This is a genomic window from Humitalea sp. 24SJ18S-53 (genome assembly GCF_050632385.1).
Lineage (GTDB): Bacteria > Pseudomonadota > Alphaproteobacteria > Acetobacterales > Acetobacteraceae > Humitalea.
In genome coordinates, this window is record NZ_CP192599.1 from 5,359,987 (window position 1) to 5,380,197 (window position 20,211).

Annotated in this window: 14 protein-coding genes; 12 read left to right on the forward strand and 2 right to left on the reverse strand. The window is 68.6% G+C overall.

Annotated elements, in window-relative coordinates; genetic code table 11:
* Window positions 1–2 precede the first annotated feature (2 nt).
* Window positions 3–1,001, reverse strand: a complete 999-nt coding sequence (locus tag ACQW02_RS25830; protein ID WP_431282785.1) for a Bug family tripartite tricarboxylate transporter substrate binding protein — start codon at window positions 999–1,001, stop codon at window positions 3–5.
* Between the two features lie 175 nt (window positions 1,002–1,176).
* Here ACQW02_RS25830 and ACQW02_RS25835 point away from each other — a divergent pair, with 175 nt between their 5' ends.
* Genes ACQW02_RS25835 through ACQW02_RS25875 form a run of 9 tightly spaced genes read left to right on the forward strand, consistent with a single transcriptional unit; the run spans window position 1,177 to window position 10,546 of the window.
* Window positions 1,177–1,920 (forward strand): GntR family transcriptional regulator, encoded by a 744-nt coding sequence (locus ACQW02_RS25835; protein WP_431282786.1) that lies wholly within the window; start codon window positions 1,177–1,179, stop codon window positions 1,918–1,920.
* Complete coding sequence (locus ACQW02_RS25840; RefSeq protein ID WP_431282787.1) at window positions 1,913–3,067, forward strand: LVIVD repeat-containing protein; 1,155 nt, start codon at window positions 1,913–1,915, stop codon at window positions 3,065–3,067. Before ACQW02_RS25835 ends, ACQW02_RS25840 begins: the two co-directional genes overlap by 8 nt.
* A 2-nt stretch (window positions 3,068–3,069) precedes the next feature.
* Window positions 3,070–3,399 (forward strand): hypothetical protein, encoded by a 330-nt coding sequence (locus ACQW02_RS25845; RefSeq protein WP_431282788.1) that lies wholly within the window; start codon window positions 3,070–3,072, stop codon window positions 3,397–3,399.
* A gap of 30 nt (window positions 3,400–3,429) precedes the next feature.
* Window positions 3,430–4,596 carry an alpha/beta hydrolase family protein gene (locus ACQW02_RS25850; RefSeq protein ID WP_431282789.1) on the forward strand — a complete coding sequence of 389 codons (1,167 nt, stop codon included), beginning with the start codon at window positions 3,430–3,432 and terminating at the stop codon, window positions 4,594–4,596.
* Window positions 4,597–4,607: 11 nt separating this feature from the next.
* A complete protein-coding gene (locus ACQW02_RS25855) occupies window positions 4,608–5,582 on the forward strand; it encodes a Bug family tripartite tricarboxylate transporter substrate binding protein (protein ID WP_431282790.1) in 975 nt (324 codons plus the stop codon).
* On the forward strand, window positions 5,579–6,463 hold the full coding sequence (locus ACQW02_RS25860) for an amidohydrolase family protein (protein ID WP_431282791.1): 885 nt from the start codon (window positions 5,579–5,581) through the stop codon (window positions 6,461–6,463). Before ACQW02_RS25855 ends, ACQW02_RS25860 begins: the two co-directional genes overlap by 4 nt.
* Window positions 6,464–6,465: 2 nt before the next feature.
* Entirely contained in the window at window positions 6,466–8,589 is a 2,124-nt protein-coding gene (locus ACQW02_RS25865) for a molybdopterin cofactor-binding domain-containing protein (protein WP_431282792.1), read from the forward strand.
* A gap of 13 nt (window positions 8,590–8,602) precedes the next feature.
* Complete coding sequence (locus tag ACQW02_RS25870) at window positions 8,603–9,538, forward strand: tripartite tricarboxylate transporter substrate-binding protein (RefSeq protein WP_431282793.1); 936 nt, start codon at window positions 8,603–8,605, stop codon at window positions 9,536–9,538.
* 30 nt (window positions 9,539–9,568) lie between these two features.
* Window positions 9,569–10,546 carry a tripartite tricarboxylate transporter substrate binding protein gene (locus tag ACQW02_RS25875; protein ID WP_431282794.1) on the forward strand — a complete coding sequence of 326 codons (978 nt, stop codon included), beginning with the start codon at window positions 9,569–9,571 and terminating at the stop codon, window positions 10,544–10,546.
* Between the two features lie 699 nt (window positions 10,547–11,245).
* Here ACQW02_RS25875 and ACQW02_RS25880 read toward each other — a convergent pair.
* Window positions 11,246–11,830, reverse strand: a complete 585-nt coding sequence (locus tag ACQW02_RS25880) for a TetR/AcrR family transcriptional regulator (protein ID WP_431282795.1) — start codon at window positions 11,828–11,830, stop codon at window positions 11,246–11,248.
* A gap of 134 nt (window positions 11,831–11,964) precedes the next feature.
* Here ACQW02_RS25880 and ACQW02_RS25885 point away from each other — a divergent pair, with 134 nt between their 5' ends.
* The 3 genes from ACQW02_RS25885 (at window position 11,965) to ACQW02_RS25895 (ending at window position 20,087) form a co-directional block, all read left to right on the forward strand.
* Window positions 11,965–13,200: an efflux RND transporter periplasmic adaptor subunit gene (locus tag ACQW02_RS25885; protein ID WP_431282796.1), complete on the forward strand. Its 1,236-nt coding sequence runs from the start codon at window positions 11,965–11,967 to the stop codon at window positions 13,198–13,200.
* Window positions 13,201–13,294: 94 nt separating this feature from the next.
* Window positions 13,295–16,471, forward strand: a complete 3,177-nt coding sequence (locus ACQW02_RS25890) for an efflux RND transporter permease subunit (protein ID WP_431282797.1) — start codon at window positions 13,295–13,297, stop codon at window positions 16,469–16,471.
* A 904-nt stretch (window positions 16,472–17,375) separates the two neighbouring features.
* Window positions 17,376–20,087, forward strand: a complete 2,712-nt coding sequence (locus tag ACQW02_RS25895; protein ID WP_431282798.1) for a carbohydrate-binding domain-containing protein — start codon at window positions 17,376–17,378, stop codon at window positions 20,085–20,087.
* Window positions 20,088–20,211 lie beyond the last annotated feature (124 nt).

Below are 20,211 nucleotides of genomic sequence, written 5' to 3' on the forward strand. Positions count from 1 at the left end.
GCCTAATCCACGCGAATTCCGGCTGTCCGGATCACTTCGCCCCAGCTTGCTGACTCCGCCCGGATATAGCCGGCGAAGGATTCCGGCGTGCTTGGCATGAACTCCACGCCCAGTTCGGTCAGGCGCGGCTTCACCGAAATATCCTGTAGCGCCGCGCTGATCGCCGTTGCCAGGGTGAGCACGATGTCCACCGGGGTGCCCGCCGGTGCCACGATGCCGTGCCACGTCGTCGCATCGAAGCCTGGCAGGCCGGCTTCGGCGACCGTCGGCAGGTTCGGCAGGGCGGCCGATCGCGCCGGCGTCGTGACCGCGAGAGGCCGCAACGCGCCGCCCTGGATCAACGGGATCACCGAGGCCGATGTCGCGAACATCAACTGCACGCGCCCATCCACCAGATCCGTCAGCGCCGGCGCGGCACCGCGATAGGCGACATGCACGATGTCCACCTGTGCCCGCAGCCGGTACAATTCGCCGGCCAGGTGCGCCGCCGTGCCGCTGCCGGATGATGCGTAATTCAACGCGCCGGGCCGCGCCTTCGCCAGCGCGGTCAGTTCGGCCAGCGAGTGCACGGGCAGGGTAGGATTCACCACCAGGACGTTCGGCTGCGAGCCGATCAGCGCGATCGGCGCGAAATCCCGCAACGGATCGAAGGGCGTATTGCGGTAGAGGAAGCTGTTGGCGGCCAGGATACTGTTGTTGGCCATGAGCAAGGTGATGCCATCGGGCGTTGCCTTGGCCACCATCTCCCCGGCCACATTGCCGCCGGCGCCGGGGCGATTCTCGATCACCACGGGCTGGCCGAGCAAATGGCCGAGCTGGTTGCCCAGGATGCGCGCGATGACGTCGCTCGGCCCGCCGGGGGTGAAGGCGACGATCAGGCGAAGGGGGCGGCTGGGAAAGGCTTGTCCCGCCGCGCCCTGTGCCAGGGCGGTCCGGCCAGGCAGCAGCCCGCTTCCCAAGGCCAACCCATAGCCCAGCAGCCCTCGGCGCGCGGTGGTCATGGCGTACTTCCTTTTTTTCCCTGCCCGCGATCCGGACGACAACAGCGCATCACAGCCCCATCGAAGGGGCAAGGGGGAATATCGATCATTTTCTATCACGGCTTGAATGATCGGTATTGTGTGCGGGCCCAGCGGCGTTACCATCACGTCGACAACCCTTGGGTGAGAGGCAGCGATGGCACCCCGACCGACCGCCGATGGACAGGACGTGCCGCCGCTGGGCGCCGCCACGCGCGGGGCGGCGACCATGGCCACGCGCATCCACGCGGCCTTGCGAGAGGCGCTGATCCACGGCGCCATCCCACCCGGCGCGCGACTGCATACCCGCGACATCGGCAAGCGCTACGCGACCGGCCTCAGTCCGGTGCGGGAAGCGCTGAGCCGCTTGTCCACCGAGGGGTTGGTCCGCCAATCCGACCAGCGCGGCTTTACGGCTGCCCCGCTTAGCCTGGCCGATCTCGACGAACTCACCCGCACCCGTTGCTGGCTGAACGAGGCCGCGTTGCGCGAAGCCATCCACCGCGGCGACGCGGCGTGGGAGGAGCGGGTGGCGCTGGCCTTCTTCCGCCTGTCACGGCAGCCACGCTTCCTGGGCGATGCGGATGCCGTGAGAAATCCCGCCTGGGACGACGCCCACCGCGACTTCCATCGCAGCCTGATCGCCGGCTGCGACAGTCATTGGATGGACGGCTTCTGCGACCAGTTGTTCGATGCCTTCGAACGCTACCGCAACCTGACGCCGTTCAATCGCGTGACCCGTCCGAACCATTTGGACGAACACCGCGCGATCATGGAGGCAGCCATCGCACGCGATGGCGAAACGGCCGCGCGCCTGCTGCGCACGCATTTCGAACGCAGCGAGACACTGGTGCGCCAGCACATGGCGTCCACCCAACACGAGATCCGCCCCGATGCATGAACAGGAATCAAAAAACTTCCGGCTGCTTGGCCACGACCCCTCGGCAGGGTTCGGCGGCGGCAGCCTTGTGGAGGTGCGGCGCGGCCATGCCTATGTCGGCAGCACGGGCTGGGACGGCCACGAAGGTTTTACGGTGCACGACGTCACCGACCCCCGGGCGCCGCGCAAGGTGTGGCAGTTTATCGCCCCGCCGGGCATCCGCATGCACAAGCTGCGCCTGGTCGGCGATGGGTTGCTCTATGTGAATTCGGAACGCCTGCCCGGATCGACCGCGCGTGCCGGGCTTTATGTCTTCGACATCAGCCGCCCGGCGGAACCGAGGGAGGTCGCCTTCATCGACATGCCCGGCAGCGGCCCGCATCGCTTCGGCATCGACAATGCGCGCGGCCTCGCCTTCCTGCCGAATGATGCCGAGGGCTGGAAGAAACGCGTGATCTGGACGCTGGACATTCGCAATCCGCTGAAGCCGGAGGTCATCAGCATCTGGGGCCTGCCCTGGCAACGCGCGGAGGGCGCGGCCCTGGGCAATGACCCCATGCCGGCCGAGACGGAATGCACCCTGCACGGCCCGCCGATGATCCGCGGAGACCGCATGTTCGCGGCCTTCTGGGGCGGCGGCGTCGCGGTCATCGATTGCGCCAACCTGTCGGACATGAAGCTTGCCGGGCACATCTGCTGGTCGCCGCCCTTCGTCGGTTCCACCCACACGGCCTGGCCGATCGGGGACCGGCCGTACCTGGTCGTGACCGACGAGGCGCGGGGTAAGCAGAACTACTGGGACAGCCAGTTCATGTGGATCCTGGACATCCGCGACGAGAAGAACCCGGTCCCCGTCTCTACCTGGTTCCCGGAGCGCGAGCGCTACTTCAATCGCGGCGGCCGCTTCGGCGCGCATAACATCCTGGAGAACATCCCCGGCGACGGTCCCTGGGCCAACACCGTCTTCATCACCTATTTCAACGCGGGGCTACGCGCCGTGGACGTCAGCGACGTGCTACGCCCGAAAGAGGTCGGCTGCTTCGTGCCCGCGCAGGCCGAGGGTGCGCGGACCATCCAGTCCAACGATATCGGCGCCGACGAACACGGTCGCCTCTATCTGATCGACCGCTGGGGCGCGGGCATGCACATCGTCGAATACACGGGCTGACCATGTGCGAGTCCTGCGCAGCGATCGATCAGGCCGGCATCGGCGCAGCACTGCTGGCCCGCGCACGCGCGATCGAGGCAGCCCTGCCTGGTGAGCCGGTGCCGGACCAGGCCTGGCGCATCCTCGCAGGTGCACAGGGCGGCGCGGTCGCCTGGGCGCATCACCGGCGCATGCTCGGCTGCCTGGAGGCGGCGGCGGCCAGCCGCAAGTGCTACGCCCTGCGGTGTGACGACGCGGCTGCCAGCCCGGCAGCAGCGCCGCGAGGCCGCATGGCCTGGCCTCGCTTGACCGGTGCAGGCGCGCTCCCCACCGTCGTGGCTGGCCGGTCCTAGAATCGTCCCAAGAGGAAATAAAAAATCATCATGTCAGCCGCCCCCGTCCCGAGCTGGACCGACCATTTCCCCGGCAATTTCCTCTGGTCCAATGCGATGCTCGTCTGCAAGGGCATGGCGCCCTATGGCGCCGTGGCGATGCGCGACATCGACCGCATCGGCGCGCGCCTCGCGCCCCGCCAGGGCGAGGCCACCGCCTGGGCCGAGGAATGGACCGCCGAGGCCGAGGTGCTGGAAGCCCGCGCGGCGGAGACTGGTGCCGAGACGGCTGGCCATCTGCTGCTGCGCGCCGGCATGTACCGTTTTACCGGCGAGCGTTTTGTGCCCCCAGGCGCGGAAAAGCGCGCGATGGGCGCTGCCTCCTACCGCAGCCTGCACGCCGGCCTGCGCGCCCGCCACCCCGAGATCGAATTCGTCGAAGTGCCCTATGAGGGCACAACCTTGCCGGCGCTGTTCATGAAGGCCCCCGGCGTGCCCGACCGCGCCCCCTGCGTCGTGGTCTTCGACGGCATGGATAATTGCAAGGAGATGAGCGTGCTCTTCGCCGGGCTGGAATTCGCCAGGCGCGGCATGCACACCCTGGCCATCGACGGGCCGGGGCAGGGCGAAACCCTGCGGATGCGCGGCATGAGCGCCCGGCACGATTACGAGGCCGCCGGCAGCGCCGCCTTCGACTACCTCGCCGGTCGCCAGGATGTGGACCCGGCCCGGGTGGTGGTGATGGGCTATTCCTTCGGCGGCTACTACGCCGTGCGCGTCGCGGCATTCGAGCCGCGCTACGCTGCCGGCGTCGCGCTGACCGCGCCGCATTGGGACCTGGCCGGTTTCCAGCGCGGCGTGCGCGACAAGGCGCGCGCGGCGGGCCAGACCATCGCGCAATCCAACTTCCAGTTCCGCTGGGTGGTGGGGGCCGCGGATGATGACGCCGCCATCGCCATCGCCGAACGCTTCGACGTCGCGGGCGCCGCGGCCCGCGTCGCCTGCCCCTTTCTCGTCACCCACGGCGCCGACGACCGCGTGATCCCCGCCGCCAATGCCGGAAAGCTGCACGCGGCCCTCGTGACGCCAAACAAATCGCTGCGAATCTTCACGGCCGAGGAGGGCGGTGCTCAGCACGCCCATGTGGACGACCGCCAGATCGGCATCGACCACGCCGCCGACTGGATTACCACGACGCTGCAGCAAGCGGCGCGTTGAGGAGACCGTACATGCTGTATCGCCGCACCGCCCTGGGTGCCTCCATCGCCTCGCTCGCCCTGCCGGCCCTGGCACAGGCCCCCCGCCGCCCGCTCGTGCTGATCGTCGGCGCCCCACCTGGCGGCACGGCGGATGCCGTCTGCCGCGTCCTGGCCGAGGCGCTGCGCGGCGAATTGGGCGGCGTGGTGGTCGTCGAGAACCGCGGCGGCGGCAGCGGGCTGGAGGCCGCGGACCGCCTGGTGCGCGCCGAGCCCGATGGGCAGACCCTACTGATGGCCAACACCAGCGTGCTCGCGATCAACCCCAGCCTCTACCCCCGGCTGAGCTACGACCCGCTGCGTGACTTCGCTTTCGTCGGCAAGGTCGCTACGGTGCCGATCCTGCTGGCCGTGCGCCGCGAACTGGGCGTGCGCAACGTCGCGGAACTGATCGTCCTGGCGCGCAGCCGCCCCGGGGCGCTGAACTTCGGCTCGGCCGGCACCGCCACCGCCATGCATCTGGCGGGCGTGCTGTTCAACCAGATGGCCGGCACCGAGATCACCCACGTCCCGTTCCGCGGCAGCGCGCCGGCCGTGACCAACTTCATCGGCGGCCAGGGCCTGGACATGATGTTCGAGCCCGCCGCGACCCTGCTGGAGCACATCGCCCGCGGCACCATCGTGCCACTCGCCGTCGCCGACGGGGAACGCGCCACGGCCCTGCCCGATGTGCCGACGATGTCCGAGGCCGGGCTGACCGGCTACCTCGCCTCCCAGTATTTCGGCCTGGTGGCCCCCGCCGCGACGCCCGATGCGACGGTGCATCGATTGAGTGCCACGATGGCGCGCGCGCTTGCCACGCCCGCCGCCATCGAACGGCTCCGCTCCATCGGGGCGCAGCCGGCCGCGTCCTCGCCCGAAGAATTGCGCCGCTTCGTGGAGGAGGAGATCCCGCGCTGGCGCGAACTGGTGCGGATCTCCGGCGCGCAACTGGATGGCGGCGGATGAGCGAGGCGCCCGCCTGCGCGGCACCCGATCGCGCGCCGCGTCGCCCCGTCGTGGCGGTGCCACCGCTTGCCTGCGACAGCCATCTGCATGTCTTCGGCCCGGCCGCGCGCTATCCTTATCAGCCCACGCGCGGCTACACGCCGCCGGACTCGCCGGTGCCCGAGATGCAGGCCCTGCACAAGGCACTCGGCATCGGCCGTGCCGTGCTGGTGCAGGCCAGCGTCCACGGCACCGACAACCGCGCGATCCTCGATGCGGTGGCGACCGACCCCACGCGCTACCGCGCCGTGGCCGCCGTCACCGAGGATGTGACCGATGCGGAACTCGCCCGGCTGCACGCCGGCGGGGTGCGCGGCTTCCGCGTCAATCTGGTGGACAAGGGCGGCATGCCGTTCCGTTCGCTCGCATCGCTGGAACAGGTGGCCGCGCGCGTGCGCGACTTCGGGTGGCACGCCGAATTGCTGGTGCATGTGGAGGAGAGTCCCGAATTCGTGGAGATCGCCCGGCGCCTGCCGATCCCGGTCAGCGTCGGACACATCGGCTACACCAAGGCCGCCGTGGCGCTGGCGCATCCCGGTTACCAGGAATTCCTCGCCCTGCTGCGGGACGGGCTGGTCTGGGTCAAGCTGACCGGGCCGAACCGCCTCTCCGCGAGCGACCGCGCCCCCTATGCGGACGTGGCGCCGCTGGCGCGCGCGGTGATGGAAGCAGCGCCGGACCGCATCGTCTGGGGCACCGACTGGCCGCATGTGATGCTGAAGGGCGTGATGCCGAACGACGCCGACCTGATCGACCTGCTCGCCGAATGGGTGCCGGACGCGGCCCTGCGCCACCGCATCCTGGTGGACAACCCCGCGACGCTCTACGGCTTCGGGCCCTGAGCATGCGAGCCGACGCCGCCGTCCCGCCAAAACTGCCGGGCAGCCTGGAGGCGAACCGCCGCCTGTCGCAATGGCTGCACCTGTCGCCCGATGGCCGCGTCGTCGTCACCCCCGGCAAGGTGGAGATCGGCCAGGGCATCCTGACCGCACTCGCCCAGATCGCCGCGGATGAGTTGGACGTCGCCTACCGCCGCGTCTCGGTCACCGCCGCCTCGACCGCCACCAGCCCGAACGAGGGTGTGACCTCCGGCAGCCGTTCCGTGCAGGACAGCGGGCTGGCGCTGCGCCACGTCTGCGCCGCCGCGCGGGCGATCCACCTGGCGGTGGTCGCGCAGCGCAGCGGCGTGCCGGTCGAAGCGCTGCGGGTGCAGGACGGCACCTTCCTGGCGCCGGACGGGCGGGCGGGCGGGTCCTATTGGTCCGAGGCCCGGTCGGGGCTGCTCGATTGCGACGCGCCCCCGGATGTCGCCGCCAAGCCGCCCGGGGCGCGCCGCATCGCGGGAACCGCCGCTCCGCGGCTGGACCTGCCGGACAAGGTGTTTGGCGCCCAGCGCTACATCCATGACCTGCGCCTGCCGGGCATGCGGTTCGCCCGTGTGCTGCGGCCGCCATCGCGCAATGCGCGCCTGGTCGGCGTGCCCGATGCACCGGAAGGCGTTGCGCTGATCGTGGACGGCAGCTTCCTGGCACTGGCCTGCGATACCGAAGGCGCCGCCGAAGCCGCCGCCACCCGCCTCGCCGCCCGCGCGCGCTGGGAGGAGCAGGACAGCCTTCCCCCCGCCGCGGCCTTGCCCGACCGCCTCCGCGCAGGCCCGGTCGAGAGCACCACCATCATTTCCCGCCCGCGATCGCCTTCCGCCGCGCCAGGCACGACCCTGCGGGCGACCTTCTTCCGGCCCTACCTCGCCCATGGCTCCATCGGCCTCAGTTGCGCCATCGCGCGCTGGTCCGGCGATGGCATGCTGGAGGTCTGGTCGCATTCGCAGAACATCTTTGGCCTGCGTCGCGATCTGGCGATGACCCTCGGCCTGCCGGTGGAGCAGGTCACTGTCCACCACCGCGAAGCCGCCGGCTGCTACGGCCATAACGGTGCCGATGATGTGGCGCTGGATGCGGCGCTGGTCGCACGCGCCCTGCCCGGCGCGCCGGTGCGCCTGCGATGGAGCCGTGCGGACGAGCTGAGCTGGGCGCCCTTCGCCCCCGCGATGCTCGTGGAGGTCGAGGCCGAGACGGCGGCGGATGGCAGGCTGCTGGCCTGGCGCCAGGACATTTATGGCAATGGGCATCTCAGCCGCCCGGGCATGGCGGCGGCGCCATCGCTGCTGGCCGCGAGCCATCTTGCCGCCCCCTTCGACGTGCCGCCCGCGCTGAACCCACCCCATGCCGGTGGCGGCGGGGCCGATCGCAACGGCGTGCCGCCCTATGACACGGGCGGGCTTTCGGTGCAGGTGCATCGCTGGCTGGAGATGCCGCTCCGCACCTCCTCCTTCCGCGCGCTCGGTGCCATGGCGAATGTGCTGGCGACCGAGAGCGTGATGGATGAACTCGCGGCCGCCGCCGGGCGCGACCCGGTCGCATACCGGCTCGCCCACCTGGCCGACCCGCGCGCACGCGCTGTGATCGAAGCGGTCGTCGCCATGGCTGGTCCGCAGCCAATGGAGGGGCGCGGCGAGGGGACAGGCCGCGGCCTGGGCTATGCGCGCTACAAGGGCACCAGCGCCTGGTGCGCCGTCATCGCCGAGGTCGAGGCGGAGGCCCAGGTCAAGGTGCGCCGGCTGTGGCTGGCGGTGGATGCCGGCGAGATTGTGAACCCCGAGGGCGCGGCGCATCAGATCGAGGGTGGCGCAATCCAGGCCGTCAGCATCGCGCTGAAGGAAGCCGTGACCTTCGACGCGCGCGCCATCACCAGCAATGCCTGGGACACCTACCCCATCCTGCGCTTTTCCGAGGTGCCGGCGGTGGACGTGCGCCTGATGGACCATCCGGACCAACCGCCGCTCGGCGTCGGCGAATGCGCGACGGGGCCGACGGTGGCCGCGATCGCGAATGCGATCCATGACGCGCTGGGCGTCAGGGTCCGCAACCTGCCCTTCACCGCCGATGCTGTTGCCGCGGCGATGGGCTGAACGGGATATCTCCATGGATCAGGATCATTGGCACCCCAACAGGGAGGTCGCGCTGCTGGCCGGCACACCGGCCGGCGGCGGCCAGGACCGGCCGGCCCGCGCGCTGCTCGGCATCCTCGGCGAACAGGGGCTCGTCCCCGTGCCGATGGCACTGACGAACATCCCTGGCCGGGGTGGCGGCAATGCCTGGGATGATCTGGCGCGGCATCCGGGCGACGCGCATCGGCTGGCGATCAACTCCCCCACCATCCTCAGCAATCTGGCGCTCGGAGTCAGCACGCTGGCGTGGGATTCGCTGACGCCGCTGTGCAACCTTTATACGGAATATCTCGCCTTCGTGGTGCGCCCCGATTCACCCATCCGGGACGCCGGCGCGCTGCTGCTTCGCCTTGGCAACGACACTGCGGCCCTGCCGATCGCACTGGCGACGGCCATCGGCAACGCCAACCACATCGCCCTGGCGGGCATCACGCGCCACGCGGGCGGCACGGTGGGGGCGCTGAACATCGCCGTCTTCGACAGCGCGCGGGACGCCATTGCCCATGTGCTGGCCGGCCGGGCCGAGCTTGGCGTCATCACCGCGGCCAGCCCGGTGCCCGAACTGACCGCGGGCACGATCCGCTGCGTCGCCGTTTCGGCACCCGAACGCCTGGGCGGGATCTATGCCGGGGCGCCGACCTGGCGGGAGCATGGCGTGGACTGCGTCGCCGGCCCCTGGCGCGGCGTGATCGGCCCGGCCGGGCTGACGCGGGCGCAGATCGGTTTCTGGGAAGACGCGCTGCGGGCGGCCACGCGAACGCCCGCCTGGCGCGACGAACTGGCCCGCCAGTATTGGTCCGACACCTACCTCGCGGGTGACGCCCTGCGTGCGTTCCTGCGTGATGAGGACGCCACGATGGTCGCGGCCCTGCGCGACCTGGACCTGTTGCGGGAGGCTTCGTCCGGCTGACGACTGCCGCGTTTTTTGAAGGAGGAAACAATGAACAACAATCTGAAGCGGCGCGCCGCCCTCGGCGCCCTCGCCGCCGCCGTTGCGATGCCGGCCCTGGCGCAGCCTGCCTATCCCAACCGTCCGGTCCGCATCGTCGTGCCATTCCCCCCCGGCGGCACCTCCGACATCCTGGCGCGGCTCGCGGCGGCGAGGTTCAGCGCGGAGCTGGGGCAGCCCTTCGTCGTGGACAATCGCGCTGGCGGGGCCGCCAATATCGGCGCCGATTTCGTCGCCAAATCGGCGCCGGACGGCTACACGCTGTTGCTGATCTCCAGCGTGCATTTCATCAATGCCGGGCTGTTCGACGGCCGGCTGTCCTATGACGTGCTGCGGGACTTCGCACCGATCGGGCTGATCGCCGGCGTGTCGCAGGTGGTGCTGGTCAACCCATCCCTGCCGGTCAACACCTTGGCCGAGCTGATCGCCTATGCGAAGGCGCACCCCGGAGCGTTGAACTACAGCTCCCCCGGCAATGGTAGCCAGCCGCATCTGACGGCGGAGCTTTTCAGCACCGCCACAGGCATCCGCATGGTCCATGTGCCCTATCGTGGTGCGCCCCAGGCCGTGACGGATGTGGTGAGTGGGCAGGTGCAGTTGACCTTCGCCACCTCGCCCTCCGCCGTGCCGCTGGTGCGCGGCGGACAAGTACGGGCGCTGGCCGTGACCTCGGCCCAACGGATCGCGGCCCTGCCGGACGTGCCGACGGCGGCCGAAGCCGGGCTGCCGGGCTTCGAAAGCGTCGGTGGCAACGGGCTTGCGGCACCTGCCGGCACGCCGGCGCCGATCATCGACCGGCTGAGCGGGGTGCTTATCCGGATGTTGCAGGATCCGGATCTGCGTCGCGCGCTGACGGAACAGGGTGCCGACGCAAGGGTCACGACGCCGGCCGAGTTCACCGCCTATATCGGCGCCGAGGTCACGCGCTGGCGTGAGGCGGTGCGACTGTCCGGCGCGAAGCCCGACTGACCCCCCGGACGGCATGTCCGGTGTCACGCCGCCCCAGCCCATGATCCCCGCACGGTGTGCGCCCGTGGATCGCTGGCCGTGTTCCCGGTGTCGAGCGCTTCCTCCAGACGTGCAGTGTCATGGGCGGCGGCATGCGGTGCCGGCCTAGCCGCGGATCAGCGCATGATAACGATCGATCGAGATCTGCTTCGTGCAGGCATGGACCGACCCCGATCGCCGAATGGCTGTCCGTGCCCAGTGTGGCATCGTCGCGCGCAAGCAGCGCGTCCACCGCTGCCGTCCTGGCTGTCAGGGCGAGCGGTGAAACGCCGCGCGGTGACACCGCGTCGGATCGTGTCCCATCCCGTGGCTGCCACTTCCGCGCGGTGCTGCTGAGTGAGGATCCATATGGCGGCACGAGCCGGGACAGGGCACTGGCCAAGCCTTGTTTCCCTCGCTCTTCCCCCGGTGTGGTTCAGGGTGAAATGGGGTGAATTGGCTCGAGCGAACAAGCACTCTACGAATGAGACAAGAGAAAAAGTGTTGAAAGGGCTCGATTCGACCCAATTCCGACTTACGAAATGGGCGTGATCCTTGAATTCCTAATCTGGGGGCCGTGGGTTCGAATCCCGCCGGGGACATACCCTTTCTGGGTTTCGCCACGCCCACCGGCTCGAACGCCCAGACGGGTGTGGGGGACAGTGATCGCGTCCCGCGCCCTTACTCCTTCGGCAGAAGCGCCTGGAAAATGAGATCGGCGCCGTCGCGCAGCACCGCGCTGGCGCGCGGGCCGCCAAGGTAGGGCAGGCTGGACCAGGCACCGTCGAACAGCATGGCCAGCAATTCACCCAGCCGCTGCGGCTGCGCGGCACCAGCTTCGCGCGCGAGGTCGATCAGGTCGTTGCACATGCGTGCCTTGAACTCCGCGACCAGGCGATGCGTCGGATGCGCGGGGTCCGGAAACTCGGCCTGGGCGAGGAGCATGGGGCAGCCGCGATAATCCGGATCCTCCAGTTCCTTGGAGGCGGCGACCATCAGGGCGCGGAGCTTGCCGGCGGCGGTGGGCGCCTCGGCCGTCACCTCCTTGAACCAGGCCTCCCACTCCTCAGCGTCTTCGTGGAGGATGGCGGCGATCAGCGCATCCTTGCTGGGGTAGGCGCGATACAGGCTCATCTTCGTCGCCTCGGCGACGCGACAGACCTCTTCGACGCCGGTGGCGCGGATGCCCTGACGATAGAACAGGTCCTTGGCAGCGCTCTGGATGCGCTGCGCGGCTTTCGGCTTGCCGGCCGTGGCCTCGGACATGGTGACCAGACTCCTTCCTGCGATCGCCCCGCTTGAAAATTTTGCGGTGCAACAAACATTAGCCCTTGATGAGACTGACCGGTCACTTCTATACGGACGGACCGGTCGGTAACATCGACCATCGGAGAATGGCTATGTCGATCCATCAACGCAAGACCCTTGCTGCAACCCGGGTCGATATTCGGGGCGAGAACCCTTGGTTCTCCTGGCTTTCGAAGACCTTGCCCAGCCGCGCCACCCAGGGGGTCGCGGCCCTCGCCCTATTGGCCAGCGTCAGCACCACGCAGCCCGTCCTGGCCCAGGGCGCGCCGCCCGCGCCGCCGGTCACCGTGGCGAACCCGCTTTCCCGCTCGGTCCAGCAATGGGACGAACACACCGCCCGGATCGAACCGGCGGCCCGTGTCGAGATCCGGCCGCGCGTCTCGGGCCAGGTGATGCAGGTGCATTTCCAGGACGGCGCCCCGGTCCGGGCCGGCGACCTGCTGTTCACCCTGGACCAGCGCCCCTTCCAGATCGCCGTTGCCAGTGCCGAGGCCGAGGTTGCGCGCAACGAGGCGCGGGTGACGGTCGCGGTGCAGCAGGTCAACCGCTACGCCCCGCTGGTCGAACGGCGCTTCTCCTCCGAGTCCGACATGGACAACCGCCGCAGCGTGCTGCGCGAAGCCCAGGCTGGCTTGGCCGCCAGCCGCGCGGCACTGCGCCAGGCCGAGCTTGACCTGGAATTTTCTGAAATCCGCGCCCCGCGCGACGGCCGCGTCAGCGATCGCCGCGTGGATGCCGGCAACCTGGTGCAGCAGGGCACGACCTTGATGACCACGCTGGTCGGGCTGGGCCAGGTCTATGCGGTCTTCGACGCGAGTGAGGCGCAGTACCTGCGTTACGCCCGGGCCGCGGCCGGCGGCATGCGGCCGGGTGGCGCGCAGGACGGCACGCCCGTGCAGTTGCGCCTGCTGGATGAGGCGGAGTTTTCCCACCGTGGTCAGCTCGACTTCGTGGACAGCGTGTTTGACGCGCGCAGCGGCACGATCCGTGGCCGTGCCGTCGTGCAAAACCCCGACTTCCTGCTGACGCCGGGCAGTTTCGCGCGGTTGCGGCTGTTTGTCGGCGACAGCGCCTCGCTGCTGGTGCCGGACTCGGCGATCCTGGCCGACCAGGGCGGGCGCATGGTGCTGACGGTGAACGAACAGGGCACGGTCGCGCCGAAGCCGGTGCAGTTGGGTCCTTTGGTGGATGGGCTGCGCGTCGTGCGATCCGGCCTGACGCCGCAGGATCGGGTGATCATCGGCGGGTTGCACCGCGCGCGCCCCGGTGCGCCGGTGACGGCGCAGGCCGGCCACATCGGGCCTGCGCCGCTGGCCTCGGCCGAATAGCCGGCAGCACGGGCTTCACCGACATCACAATCAGCGCGCCCTTGCGGCGCGGGGCCAGACGCGAAGCGCGCCTGGCGTCTGAGGGAACACGACCATGCGCCTTGCCAGATTCTTCATCGACCGACCGGTTTTCGCCGCGGTCCTGTCCATCGCGATCACGCTGATCGGCGGGATCGCCGCCACGCGCCTGCCGATCGGCGAATTCCCGGAAATCGCGCCGCCCACCGTGCAGGTGACGGCCTTCTATCCAGGCGCTTCGGCGGAAACCATCGCCTCCACCGTCGCCGGCCCGATCGAGCAGGAGATCAATGGCGTCGACGGGATGCTCTACCTGTCCTCGCAATCCACCGGCGACGGGCGCGTGGCGATCAGCGTGGTCTTTCGCCAGGGCGTGGATGTCGATCAGGCGCAGGTGTTGGTGCAGAACCGCGTCGCCATCGCCGAACCGCGCCTGCCCGAGGATGTGCGGCGCCTGGGCGTGACCGTGAAGAAGGCCTCGCCGGACTTCCTCATGGTCGTGCACATGTTGTCGCCCGACGGCAGCCGCAGCCCGGAATTCGTGTCGAATTACGCGACCCTGACCATCAAGGACCGCCTCGCGCGATTGGAGGGTGTCGGCGACGCGCAGGTCTTTGGCGCACGCGACTATGCCATGCGCGTCTGGCTGGATCCGGACCGGGTCGCGGCGCGTGGCATGTCGGCCGGCGATGTGGTGGCGGCGTTGCAGCGCGCGAATGTGCAGGTCGCGGCGGGCGCGATCGGCCAGGCGCCGCGCGCCGATGGTGCGGGCGCCTTCGAGGTCGCGGTGCGGGCGCAGGGCCGGCTGGCCACGCCCGAACAGTTCGACGAACAGGTGATCGGCACCGGCGCGGGCGGCGCGCCGATCCGGCTGCGCGACGTGGCGCGGACCGAGATCGGCGCGAACGACTATACCATCAACGCGCTGCTCGATAACCGCGTCGCGGTCGGCATCGGCGTCTTCCAGCGGCCGGGCAGCAACGCGCTGGCCACGGCCGCCGCGATCCGCGCCACGATGGATGAGGCCGCGCGCGCCTTCCCGACCGGCATCGCCTACGACATCGTCTACGACCCGACCCGCTTCATCGCGCAGAGCATGGAGGCCGTACTCCATACCTTCATCGAGGCGGTGGCGCTGGTCGTGCTGGTCGTCATCCTGTTCCTGCAGAACTGGCGCGCGGCGGTGATCCCGCTGCTGGCGATCCCGGTCTCCATCATCGGCACCTTCGCTATTCTGCTTATGCTGGGTTTCACGCTCAACTCGCTGACCATGTTCGGGCTGATCCTGGCGATCGGCATCGTCGTGGATGATGCGATCGTGGTGGTGGAAAACGCCGAACGCCACATGGCCGCCGGGCTGTCGCCGCTGGAGGCCGCGCGCAAGACGATGGACGAGGTGGGCTTTGCCCTGATCGCCATCGCCCTGGTGCTGGTCGCGGTGTTCCTGCCGACGACCTTCATCAACGGCATTTCCGGCGCCTTCTACCGGCAATTCGCGGTGACGATCTCGGTCGCCACGGTGCTGTCGGCTATCGTGTCGCTGACCTTGTCGCCGGCGCTGGCGGCGCTGCTGCTTAAGCCGCATGGGCATGGCACGCCGAAGCGGGTGTTCCTGCCGATCACCATGTTCTTCCGCGGCTTCAACTGGGTTTTTGACAAGCTGTCCTTTGGCTATGGCGGGCTGACGCGGAAGTTGGTGCGGCTACCGGTGATCCTGATGATCCTCTACGCCGGCCTGCTGGGCGCCACGGCGCGCCAGGTGCTGGTAACGCCGACCGGCCTGGTTCCGCCGCTGGACCGTGGCTACATCATCGCCGCGTTCCAGTTGCCGCCCGGTTCCAGCCTCAGCCGGACGGATGAGGTGATCCGCCGCGCGTCGGACACCATCGCGGCCGTGCCGGGTGTCGCCAATTCGATCGCCTTCGTCGGTCTTGATGGTGCGACCTTCACCAATGCGCCGAATACGGGCGTGGTGTTTGCCGGGCTGAAGTCCTTCGAGGAGCGCGCGCATCTCGGCGTCACGGGCAATAGCATCCTGGCCGATCTGCAACGCCGGCTGATGGGGGAGGATGCGGCGCTGGTGCTGGTCATTCCGCCACCCCCGGTGCCCGGCATCGGGACGGGCGGTGGCTTCAAGCTGATGATCCAGGACCGCGCGGGCCTTGGCCCCCAGGCGCTGGAGCGCGCGACGCAACAGGTATTGGGTGCCGCGAATGGCGCACCGGGCATCGCCTTCGCCTTCAGCCTGTTCAACACCTCGACGCCGCAGATCGAGGCGAATATCGACCGGCCCCGTGCGGAAATGATCGGGCTGCCGATTTCCCAGGTACATGAGGCGATGAGCATCTATCTCGGCTCGGCCTTCGTGAACGACTTCAACCTGCTGGGGCGCACCTGGCGCGTGACGGCACAGGCCGACCAGCAGCACCGCCGGTCGATCGAGGACATCTCGGCGCTGCGGGCACGGACGGACTCCGGCGCCATGGTGCCGCTGGGCAGCGTCGCGACCTTCCGTGAGACGGCGGGCCCCTATCGCGTGCCGCGCTACAACCTGTTCCCGGCGGCGGAGGTGCAGGGTGCGGCCATCCCGGGCTTCTCCACCGGGCAGGCCATCCAGGCGATGGAACAGGTGATGCGCACGGCGCTGCCGGAGGGTTTTGGCTACGAATGGACCGAGATCGCCTTGCAGGAGACGACCCAGGGCAATACCGCGCCCATCGCCTTCGGCCTGGCGGTGGTCTTCGTCTTCCTCGTGCTGGCGGCGATGTATGAAAGCTGGCTGCTGCCGCTGGCGGTCGTGCTGATCGCGCCGATGTCGGTGCTGGCCGCGCTGCTGGGCGTGCAGCATGCGGGGCTGGACAACAACGTGCTGGTGCAGGTGGGGCTGGTGGTCCTCGTCGGCCTGGCGGCGAAGAACGCGATCCTGATCGTCGAATTCGCCCGTGCCGCCGAGGATGAGGGCATGACGCGCTGGGAGGCTGCCGCCGCCGCCGCCCGCACGCGCCTGCGGCCGATCCTGATGACCTCGCTGGCCTTCATCCTCGGCGTACTGCCGCTGACCGTGGCGACCGGCGCGGGGGCGGAGATGCGACAGAGCCTGGGTGTCGCGGTGTTCTACGGGATGCTGGGCGTGACCATCTTCGGCCTGATCTTCACGCCGGTCTTCTACGTGATCGCGCAGAAATTCGCGGGACGCGGGACGAAGAAGGCGGCTGTGGCGCCGGACACGCAGGTGGTGGTCACGCCGCAATAGAGTGTGATGGCCGTAGGCGCGAATGCGCCGCAGGGCTGAATCACGCGATAAAAGAACAAGATAGACCACGGTCCCGGCGGGCGGCCCCGGAGACCTGAACGAGGGCGGCATCCCGACGGGGTGCCGCCCTTTTTCGTGCCCTTCGCCGCATGCAGGGCTCCGTGCATATCAGGAGATGGGGCTGCTTGAGCGGCGCTGCTTCACGGCATGGTTTCTCGGGCGTGGGTTCCAGGTCCACCCCGGGTATCGCGCTCAAAACATCTGATACTTAAACGAAGGATCGCGCGTCCGGGTCGTACCATGGGGTGATGCCGTGCCTTGCGCACGCGCCGCTCGGACGGTCCGAAGTGGCGCAAAACGCCCTGGCGCGGGGTGCGAATTTCGCCCCGGCCACCTTGGCGACCCGCATCCACCGATTTTCTCGCCATCGGCCCCTGCCCGGCATCGCTTCGGTCACCCGCCGCCCAACGGGCCGAAATCGGCCGTTCATCAAGGTATTCCGCCGGATTCCGACTCTGGGAATTTTCGTCACATGCAATAATACCCCGAAAAATTGCATAAGATGAGGAGATTTTCATGTAGAGCCCGGATCATCCGTGCAAGAAAACCCTGCGGTCGTCAGAGATCGCGTTTCTTGGGTGGGTATAAGAAACACATGGCTAACGAAGAGATACAAAATTTGCCAATAATTTCAGCAAATTCAGTCAACGCATCATCCAACACTGTCAGTATTTTTTACGAAAATGCAGGCAATCAACAGCTTTTGTCCGGGTATAGCACGCTCGGCCACGTCTTTAAGGAAGGGGAACTGGCCGCAGGGCAGACCCTGACCGGTGTTATCAATGGTCAGACCGTCGCAGTGCAGGTCGATGTCAAAACGACCTATGCGGATGGTTCTGCGAAAATGGTCGTGCTGACCACGGCCCGGCCCGACCTTGCGGCCGGGGCGGCTGTCCAGGCGGTCCTGACCGCGACCTCGGCGCCCGAGGCGCCCGACCTCAACCTGGCCAACAGCCTGGCCGGGCACAGCTTCTCCGTCGCCCTGACCGCGTCCAATGGCGCTGTCACCCAGGTCGACGTACTGGCGGCGCTGAAGACCGCGCTGGCCAATGGCACGGCCTCTTTCTGGCAGGAAGGACCGCTCGCGTCGCAGGCGCGGGTCGAAATCCCGGTCGGCGGCTCACAGCGCATGGTCTTCGACGTCACCGCCTTCGCCGATGGCGGCATGGTCGTCGATGCGCAGTTCAACAATGACGGCGCCATGGCCGCGTCCGGCGGCCCGGTCGCCTACACCGTCGCCGTCACCATGGATGGCAAGCAGGCCCTGAGCGCCAGCGTCAACCAGGACCAGTACCAGAACTGGCACGAGACCTTCTCGAGCAACGACCGCGATGGCGGCCAGGGCCTCGGCGACCCGTCGACGGGTTGGCTCAACATCGTCCACGACATCGCGCATCTGCAGGAAGCCGGTGCGGTCGCCTCCTATGACCTCGCCAATGGCATCTCCGAGACGCTGCTGAACAAGTATGCCGCGGCGACCTCGGCGGCGGGCTGGGATGCCCCGCTGGCGATCAATGGCGTGCAGCAAGACATGTACGGCGTCGGCGGCCGTTCCGACATCGGCTTCACGACCGAGGCGAATGTCGCCTGGCTGATCAGCCAGGATCCGCGCGCCGCCGCCTATGCGCTGGGCCAGGCCGAAACCGCGAGCGCCACGACCTGGCACCTGTGGGACGCCAAGAACGACACCTGGCTCGGCACCGACGCCTATCCGGCGCTTTGGACGGATGAGCGCGGTGGCACCGGGACCGCCGGCAATGCGAACTCCACCGGGCTGACGCAGCCGCTCGACGAAAGCTCGGGCTGGGCCCTGGATTCGGCGCACCAGCCCGACCTGTCCTACGTGCCCTACCTGATGACCGGGTCGCGCTGGATGCTGGACAACCTGCAGGCCCAGGCCAGCTGGAACATCATGTTCCAGTGGCCCGACGTGCGGGACAACGCCGGCGACCTGGTCGTGCAGGAGAACCAGGTTCGCGGCGCCGCCTGGGCGCTGCGCCAGCTTGACGAAGCCGCCTGGGCCAGCCCGGACGGCAGCCCCGAGAAGGCCGCCTTCACCGAGGCGGCGAATGCCAACTGGTCCTGGATCGTCTCCCAGATCCCGAAGTGGACGCAGGAACAGGGCGAGGCGCATGGCTGGTTGCCTGGCGTCTATGGCACCGACGGTGCGATGCCGCCCTGGCAGCAGGACTACTTCGCCTCCACCGCCATCGCCGCGGCCAGCCGTGGCAATGCGGATGCGATGACCTACCTCAACTGGGCCTCCAACTTCCTGGTGGGCCGGTTCACGCATGAGGCTGATGGCTTCGCCCAGCATGACGGCGCGGCCTACCTCATCGCGATCAGCCCCGTGGGTAGCGAGACCCCGTACACGACCTGGGCGCAGATCGGCGCGCAGACCGAGGCACGCGGGTTGTCGAATGGCGATGGCTGGGCGATGACCGATGGCAACTACGGGCAGTTGGCACTCGCGACCCTGGCCGGCATCGCCCGGCTGACCGGATCGACCGAGGCGGCGGATGCGTATCGCGCCCTGGTGGCCGAGTCCGTGCCCTTCACCTCCGATGCCATCTTCCGCGAGGACCCGACCTATTCGCTGGCGGCACCGGGTGAGGTGCTGACGCCGATCGAGGTGCCGGTCACCACGCCGCCGGTGGTGGTCGTCCCGCCGATCGTCGTGGAACCGCCCGTGGTGGTCGAGCCGCCGGTGGTGGTGGTCCCTCCGGTGGTCGTGGAACCGCCGGTGGTGGGCGTCCCGCCGGTCGTTGTCGACCCGGCCACGTCGGTCGCGCTGTCGATCATCCTTGGGGCCGACTCCTGGAAGGGCGATCCGAAGGCCATCGTCCTGGTCGATGGCGTCGAAGTGTTCCGTGGCCTGATCTCGGCATCGCACGCCAGCGGCGGCGCCGAGGTCAGCCTTGGCGAGGTCGCGGCGGGCGTCGATCACAGTGTGATCGTGCGCTACACCAACGATGCCTGGGGCGGATCTTCGGCGACGGATCGCAACCTGTATGTCGAGGACATCCTGATCGACGGTGTCTCGACCGACCTGGAGGCCTACCTGAACTCCAACAGCAGGAAGGTCTTCGAATTGTCCGCCGACAAGGTCGTGCCGGCTGAGGTTGCGCCGCCGGTCGTGACCCCGCCAGGCGAAGTGCCGGACGTCGTTCTCCCCGTGACCCCGGCCGGGGCGACGGTCGGTGCCGGTGCGGACACCTTGCGCATCGCCGTGTCGGGCGATGCCTACAACGGCAGCCCGCACTTCATGGTCTTCGTGGATGGCAAGCAGATCGGGGGCGTACAGACGGCGACCGCGAGCCACGCGGCCGGCGAGGAGACCCTGTTGGACATCAAGGGCAACTTCGGCGCTGGCGCCCATGACCTGGCCATTCGCTTCCTGGACGATGACTACGGCGGCGATTGGACCCAGGACAAGAACCTCTATGTCGACTCCGTGGCTGCGAACGGCGTCGATCAGTTGCAGGAGGCGGAACTCTACAGCAATGGCGACGCCATCTTCCGCGTCGTGTTGAGCGACGCGGTCTTCCACACCTGATACGACAACAAGACCGGTTTCGCTGAGGTCCAGCGAAACCGGTCCCCCGTCAATAACATTCAAGAGATAGCGCCTTTCGGTGGCGGCCCTGGCCGCACCCGAAAGGCGCTGTTATTGTTTGGCA

Coding starts and splice junctions, on each gene's coding strand:
- ACQW02_RS25830 (WP_431282785.1), bottom strand. CDS start 1,001: ATGACCACCGCGCGCCGAGGGCTGCTGGGCTATGGGTTGGCCTTGGGA.
- ACQW02_RS25835 (WP_431282786.1), top strand. CDS start 1,177: ATGGCACCCCGACCGACCGCCGATGGACAGGACGTGCCGCCGCTGGGC.
- ACQW02_RS25840 (WP_431282787.1), top strand. CDS start 1,913: ATGCATGAACAGGAATCAAAAAACTTCCGGCTGCTTGGCCACGACCCC.
- ACQW02_RS25845 (WP_431282788.1), top strand. CDS start 3,070: ATGTGCGAGTCCTGCGCAGCGATCGATCAGGCCGGCATCGGCGCAGCA.
- ACQW02_RS25850 (WP_431282789.1), top strand. CDS start 3,430: ATGTCAGCCGCCCCCGTCCCGAGCTGGACCGACCATTTCCCCGGCAAT.
- ACQW02_RS25855 (WP_431282790.1), top strand. CDS start 4,608: ATGCTGTATCGCCGCACCGCCCTGGGTGCCTCCATCGCCTCGCTCGCC.
- ACQW02_RS25860 (WP_431282791.1), top strand. CDS start 5,579: ATGAGCGAGGCGCCCGCCTGCGCGGCACCCGATCGCGCGCCGCGTCGC.
- ACQW02_RS25865 (WP_431282792.1), top strand. CDS start 6,466: ATGCGAGCCGACGCCGCCGTCCCGCCAAAACTGCCGGGCAGCCTGGAG.
- ACQW02_RS25870 (WP_431282793.1), top strand. CDS start 8,603: ATGGATCAGGATCATTGGCACCCCAACAGGGAGGTCGCGCTGCTGGCC.
- ACQW02_RS25875 (WP_431282794.1), top strand. CDS start 9,569: ATGAACAACAATCTGAAGCGGCGCGCCGCCCTCGGCGCCCTCGCCGCC.
- ACQW02_RS25880 (WP_431282795.1), bottom strand. CDS start 11,830: ATGTCCGAGGCCACGGCCGGCAAGCCGAAAGCCGCGCAGCGCATCCAG.
- ACQW02_RS25885 (WP_431282796.1), top strand. CDS start 11,965: ATGTCGATCCATCAACGCAAGACCCTTGCTGCAACCCGGGTCGATATT.
- ACQW02_RS25890 (WP_431282797.1), top strand. CDS start 13,295: ATGCGCCTTGCCAGATTCTTCATCGACCGACCGGTTTTCGCCGCGGTC.
- ACQW02_RS25895 (WP_431282798.1), top strand. CDS start 17,376: ATGGTCGTGCTGACCACGGCCCGGCCCGACCTTGCGGCCGGGGCGGCT.